The following is a 6,459-nucleotide window of genomic DNA, read 5'->3' on the forward strand; positions in this document are numbered from 1 at the left end:
AGCGGCTGGGTAAAAAATAGCTATGATAGCGCGGCGCTCGGGCTTGAGGGCTACAAATACGATATGAACGTTGCTGCTCCTACGAGCGCGCCCGAAGACTACGAGCCGATCGATTGGCAAAAAGATGTTAAAAGCGGCTTTCGGTGGAGCGAAAAAAAATGGTACAAAGATCAGCGCATAGCCCATAAACCGGGCAGCGATATAAAGGTGCCGTGGGAGCTTGCGAGGCTTCAGCACTTGCCGCAGCTTGCTATTTTTGTGATAGCGAATCCGAGTTTAAAAGAGCGAAATTTAAAAGAATTTAAAAACCAAATTTTAGATTTTATCCGCAATAATCCGCCTCGAATGGGCGTAAATTGGGCCTGTACGATGGACGTGGGCATCAGGGTCGCCAATATGCTGGCGGCTTACGATATGTTTTGCCAGATGGACAGTGGCGGAATTTTGGATCAAAATTTCAAGCAGACCTTTTCAAATAGCGTCTACGAGCATGCGCTTCATATCGTAAATAATCTGGAATATTCGCCGCATCTTACGTCAAATCACTATCTAAGCGATATCGCGGGCTTGCTGCAAGCTTGCGCGTATTTGAACGGCGGCGGTGAGATAGACGCGTGGCTGGCGTTTGCCGTGCAAGAGATAATTTGCGAAATGAAAAAGGAATTTTACGAAGACGGCGGAAATTTCGAGAGTTCTACGAGTTACCACCGCCTAAGCGGCGAGCTGATGGCGTATGCCACGGCTATGATACTGGGTCTAAAAAGCGAGAAAATTTCGTCGCTAAAAAATTACGATGCAAAGTTTTGGCGTAAAAAACCAGAACTCTTGCCTTTAGAGGAGCAGGAATTTAAAATTTTAAACGGACAAATAGCGCTGCCGCAGTGGTTCGCAGACAGGCTGTATAAAATCGGCAGGTTTACCGCAGATATCACGAAGCCAAACGGCGAAGTGCCGCAATTTGGCGATAACGACAGCGGCAGGTTTTTCAAATTTAGCCCAAACGGCGAGTTCTTGAGCAACGAACAAGCCGTGCGAAAATATCTAAATTTAAGCGGCTTTGAGGGCGGCGGCGAGCCGTTTTGGGATGAAAATATCTTAAACCACTCCACGCTAATTAGCTGTATGGGCGGAATTTTCGATGATGAGATATTTAAAAATGATATGCGCTTTGAGAGAAGCTTTGTTTACTCGCTCGCAGGGCGTACGCTGCAAGCGGTCGATAAAACGTATAAAAGTCAGGTCGCTTCTGGCGTGAAATTTAGCGAACTGCTGCACCGAAAAAGCATGAAATTTAAAATTTCAAATTCGCAAGAGATCAAAAATCTATTTTATCCGGACAGCGGAATTTTTATTTTCAAATCAGATAAATTTTACCTCGCTATCTGCGCTACGCCGCTTGGACAGAATGACCACGGCGGACACACGCACAACGACAAGCTAAGCTACGAGCTGTGGATAGACGGCCGCGACATAGCGAGGGATCCAGGTACATATCTTTATACGCCGATCCCCGGCAGAAGAAATGAATTTAGAAGCGTCAAGGCTCACAACGTACTGATCGTCGGTGATCTGGAACAAAATAGTTGGGGCGAGGGAGCGATCGGATTATTTGGAATGTTTGCAGAGTGCATATGTGAAGTGGCGGATTTTGGAGAAAATTTTATAAGCCTTGCCGCAGAATACAAGGGCGTAAAGATAATTAGAAAATTTGAGATAAAAGAGGACAAATTGGAGATTATCGATATGGCAAATAGGGAATTTTATTATAGTAAATTTGAGTTATATTCAAATGGGTATGGAAAGTTGATAAAAAATGTCTAAAAAAGTTTTAATGGCCGTTGCAAATTACTATACTTCGCCGTTTCAAGTCGGCAGCCATCACTATGCCAGGGCGTTTGAAAAGCTAGGGTATGAGGTACTTTTTATCTCAAATCCTATCTCGCCTATACATAAAATTTTTGCAAATAGCAACGAGCTAAAAGAGCGGGAAAGAATTTATAAAAAAGGCGGCGAGCGCGCAGGCGGCATTTTTTATTATGTTCCGCGCTCCCTTTTTACTCCTCAAAACAAGCCGTTTTTATCGTCAAATTTTATCTTAAACAATTGGCAAAATTTTACGCGTCCGAATTTATTAAATTTTATAAAGGAGCGGGGTTTTAATGAGGTTGATATATTGTGGTTTGATAGCCCATTGTTCGGCTTTTTGCTAGATTCTGTAACTTATAAAAAATCGATTTTAAGGATAGCCGATTATTCAAAAGGTTTTAATGCAGTTTCTGATACGCAGTTTAAAGCCGAGATAAATATCGCGAACAAGGTAGATGCAGTCATTTATACGGCTAAAAATTTAAAAGAAAAATATGCCGAGATAAAAGATAAATCTAAAATGAAATATGTGCCAAATGGCATTGATCTTGATTTCTTTAAAGCGGCAGATAGGTCTTTGCCGCAGGAGCTTGAAGATATTCCTGAGCCTAGGGTAATTTACGTAGGCGCAATACATGATTGGTTTGATGTGGATTTAGTATATTACTGTGCTAAAAATTTGCCAAATTATAGTTTTATTATAATAGGTCCGGAGCAAAAAGACCTATCTTTACTTAAAAAGCTAAAAAACGTGCATATTTTAGGCTCTATTCCATACACTAAAATCCCCGCGTTTTTATATAATTCGCAAGTGGGCATAATTCCTTTTAATGTTAAGGATTATCCTGATTTAGTAAATAATATCAATCCGCTAAAGGTATATGAGTACTTTGCTGCCGGAATTCCCGTTGTTGCAATTAGCTGGCAAGAACTAAAGCAACTTGAAGATTTGGTTTTTTTGTCTAATTCGAAGGAGGATTTTATGCTTAATATAGAAAAATCTATGCATTCAGATAAGGATAGAATGGATAAAGCCGCTAATTTCATAAAGGATAATGATTGGAACGCAAAAATACAAAAAATATTGAATTTACTTTTCTCTATATAATAGCTTTTACTTTGTATTGCTTAAATAATTTTGTTGATAGATTTAGCCTATTTTATTTTGGCTCATATGCGTATATATATAAGGCTTTAATTTATTTAATATGGTTATTTATAGCTGTTTTTTCTTTTAGAAAAAAGACTTCCATATATATGAATATTTTTATTTGCATATTATTTATTTATATGTTTTTTGATATTAAAATCGGAGCTGTTGCCTTTATAACATATTTTTTACCAGTTATTGCAACCTTCTTTTTCTTTTCAAATTGTATTAGATCAAAAACTCAAATTAATTTTATTATTTCTGGGCTGGGTTCTTTTTTTATATTATCGGTTTTTTATGCTGTATTTAATGAGATATTTGGCTATGCCGACTTCGAAAAAGAGGCTTTTAATTTGTTGGGTAACTTATTTGAATCGGATGGAGAAATTAGAACAAGATCATTTTTTGTGGGGGAACAGACTTTATACATATATGGCATTTCTATTGTCGTGCTATCTTTTATTTTTAGGAATAAATATAAATATATTTTTTTATTGGCTCTTGTAGCTCTATCTTGCTTTCATATTCCTAAAAACCCATTGATGTTCGTTGTTATCCTTATTTCTATGCTATTTTTCTTAAAAATTAAATTTAATCCTATGTTATTTCATATATATTTCTTTGCAAATATTTGTATATTATATTATTTTGCGACAATCACATATCTTTCAGGCGTGTGGTCTTTATACGGCTCCTGGCTTTATTATACTCCTTTTGGTGCACCTAGTGTTATAACTAGATATGAAATCTGGGATAATGCTATCTCTCTCTTCTTTGCTAATCCTTTTGGATATGGTCTTGGAGCGGCTTCGTATGTTTTTGGCAACGCAAAGATTATTACACCCCATTCTGAATATTTAAAAGCACTTATAGAGCTTGGAGTACTTGGCTTTTGTGTATTTTATGCATTTTTATATCATATAATAAAGATGGCTTGGTTATTATATATAAAAATGAAAGATAATATATTTTTATATTTTATAGCATATATTTTTGCTTTTGTTTTTATAAGCTTTTTTAATGATCATTTTTTTGGAAATGCTGAGAAGCTGTTTTTTTGGATGATTACCGGATTGATATATAACTTTAACGATAAAGCATTAAACGGGAAATTTGATGCTTCTATTAAACAAAAGTAGATTGATATATTTTTATAAGGTTTTAAAATGAAGAAAATACTTTTATTATCACTTAGGGCCGATCACGGCGGTGGCCCAAAACACGTCGATCTGCTTATAAATAATTTATCCAGCGATATGGAGATCTTTCTGGCTTGTCCGAAAGATAAGCCCTATTATAATATGTGGAGCGAGTCAAAAAAGGTTAAAGATATATTTGCCCTGCCGCACAGAAAATTTAGTGTAAAAAAACTCCTTGGGCTAAATAAATTTATAAAAGATAACGATATAGAGATAGTTCATTCTCATGGCAAAGGTGCGGGCATCTATTCGCGGATGCTTAAAATTTTAAATCCAAGGCTAAAGATAGTCCATACTTTACACGGCGTTCATATTGGAGAATACGGCTTTTTGAAAAAGAGTGTATATATTTTTTTGGAGCGGTTTTTAACGCTATTTACCGATAAATTTATAAATGTTTCAAATAGCGAAAATAGCCTTTGTTTAAAGCTTAGACTATTTAAAAAAAGTAAGTGCGAGATCGTATATAACGGCATAAAAGCTCTTTTAAAAGATGATCATGCCAAGATAAAATTTAATCTATCGGAAAAAAGGGTAGTTACAACTATTTCGAGATTCGATTATCAGAAAAATATGTCCTTGGCGTACGAGATAGCTCAAAATTTTAAAGACAACTCAGACATCGTTTTTTTGTGGCTCGGAGACGGCGACGATAGGACAAAATTTGAATCTATGGCGCAAAAAGACGGCGTAAATATAATCTTTACCGGCTTTACCGACGAAATACCCGCGTATCTATCCGCTACGGACATATACCTGTCTACTTCTAGGTGGGAGGGGCTACCTTATGCGCTCATAGAGGCGCAGTCGCTCGGCATCCCGATAGTAGCGACAAACGTCGTGGGAAATAACGAAGTCGTAGAAAACGGCAAAAGCGGATTTTTGTTTGAGAGCGCACAGCAGGCGCGCCGGGATATAGAAATTTTATTAAATGATGAGAAAATATACGGTAAAATGCGAAGCGAAGTGTTGCTAAATTTTAAAGATAAATTTGATATCGGCATCGCGATTCGTAAAGTGGAAAAAATTTACGAGCAGATATTTGAAAATAAATAGATCAATTAGGGAGCAGTAATGAAAAAAGCCCTTATTCACGACTGGTTTAGCACCTATGCGGGCGCGGAGAAATGCGTCGAGAGTTTTACCGATATCTGGGATGATTTTGAAATTTATAGCCTCATCGACTTTTTAAGCGATACCGACAGAGATAAAATTTTAAAAGGCAAGCGCGCCCACACGAGCTTTATCCAGAAGCTGCCCTTTGCGAAGGATAAATACCGCAACTACCTGCCGCTATTTCCGCTCGCGATCGAGCAGTTTGATCTAAGCGACTATGATGTCGTGCTATCCAGCTCGCATGCCGTTGCAAAGGGGGTTCTCACACACTCAAATCAACTCCACATCGCTTATGTACACACGCCGATCCGCTACGCGTGGGATCTGTATCATCAGTATTTGCGAGAAAGCGGGCTGGATCGCGGTTTAAAGGGCATGTTGGCGAAGTATTTTTTACATAAAATTAGGCTTTGGGACGCGAGCACCGCAAACCGCGTGGATCACTACGTCGCAAATAGCCGCTACATCGCGCGCCGTATCAAAAAAACATACGGCAAGCCCAGCGACGTCATCTATCCGCCCGTGGACGTGGATAAATTTACGCTGCGCGAAGCCAAAGAGGAGTTTTACCTTACCGCCTCGCGTATGGTACCGTACAAAAAGATCGATCTCATTGTAGAGGCATTTTCGCAGACTGATAAAAAGCTGCTCGTTATCGGCGATGGTCCCGATATGGCAAAAATAAAATCAAAAGCGGGCAAAAATGTCGAACTTTTGGGCTTCGCAGATGATGAAACGATGGCGGATCTTATGGGGCGGGCTAAGGCGTTCGTTTTTGCCGCAGAGGAGGACTTCGGCATTACGCCGGTGGAGGCGCAGGCATGCGGTACGCCGGTGATCTGCTTTGGGCGCGGCGGCGCTCGCGAGACGGTGATTGATGGCGAGAGCGGGCTGTATTTTATGGAGCAAAACGCAAAGGAGCTGCTCGCCGCCGTAGCTAAATTTGAGCAAAATTATGATAAATTTGAGCCTGTAAAAATCAGAGAAAATTCTTTAAAATTTTCGCGCGCGCGCTTTGAAGCCGAGATCAAAAGCTACGTCGAGAAAAAATATGAGGAATTTAAGGACGGCCTAAATGACTAATATAATCCTAAGCGGCGGCAGCGGCACGAGGCTGTGGCCCATCAG

The 6,459-nt window shown here is 39.1% G+C and carries 6 protein-coding genes; all 6 read left to right on the forward strand.

The features are described from left to right. A partial coding sequence (locus tag Q0614_RS05945) for an alginate lyase family protein (RefSeq protein ID WP_298787241.1) occupies nt 1-1,821 on the forward strand: 1,821 nt, incomplete at its 5' end. Beyond that, nucleotides 1,814-2,974, forward strand: coding sequence for a glycosyltransferase (locus tag Q0614_RS05950; protein WP_297943220.1), 1,161 nt, complete (start codon nt 1,814-1,816; stop codon nt 2,972-2,974). The genes Q0614_RS05945 and Q0614_RS05950, both read left to right, overlap by 8 nt. Beyond that, on the forward strand, nt 2,926-4,155 hold the full coding sequence (locus Q0614_RS05955; protein WP_297943222.1) for a hypothetical protein: 1,230 nt from the start codon (nt 2,926-2,928) through the stop codon (nt 4,153-4,155). Before Q0614_RS05950 ends, Q0614_RS05955 begins: the two co-directional genes overlap by 49 nt. A 27-nt stretch (nt 4,156-4,182) precedes the next feature. After that, nucleotides 4,183-5,271 (forward strand): glycosyltransferase, encoded by a 1,089-nt coding sequence (locus Q0614_RS05960; protein WP_298787242.1) that lies wholly within the window; start codon nt 4,183-4,185, stop codon nt 5,269-5,271. A gap of 18 nt (nt 5,272-5,289) precedes the next feature. Beyond that, nucleotides 5,290-6,414, forward strand: coding sequence for a glycosyltransferase family 4 protein (locus Q0614_RS05965; RefSeq protein ID WP_298787243.1), 1,125 nt, complete (start codon nt 5,290-5,292; stop codon nt 6,412-6,414). Further along, nucleotides 6,407-6,459 (forward strand): sugar phosphate nucleotidyltransferase (locus tag Q0614_RS12550; RefSeq protein ID WP_366125044.1); only part of this gene is annotated, 53 nt, incomplete at its 3' end. The genes Q0614_RS05965 and Q0614_RS12550, both read left to right, overlap by 8 nt.

Source organism: uncultured Campylobacter sp., assembly GCF_937997595.1.
In the GTDB taxonomy this organism is placed as follows: domain Bacteria; phylum Campylobacterota; class Campylobacteria; order Campylobacterales; family Campylobacteraceae; genus Campylobacter_B.

Coding starts and splice junctions, on each gene's coding strand:
- Q0614_RS05965 (WP_298787243.1), top strand. CDS start 5,290: ATGAAAAAAGCCCTTATTCACGACTGGTTTAGCACCTATGCGGGCGCG.
- Q0614_RS05950 (WP_297943220.1), top strand. CDS start 1,814: ATGTCTAAAAAAGTTTTAATGGCCGTTGCAAATTACTATACTTCGCCG.
- Q0614_RS05960 (WP_298787242.1), top strand. CDS start 4,183: ATGAAGAAAATACTTTTATTATCACTTAGGGCCGATCACGGCGGTGGC.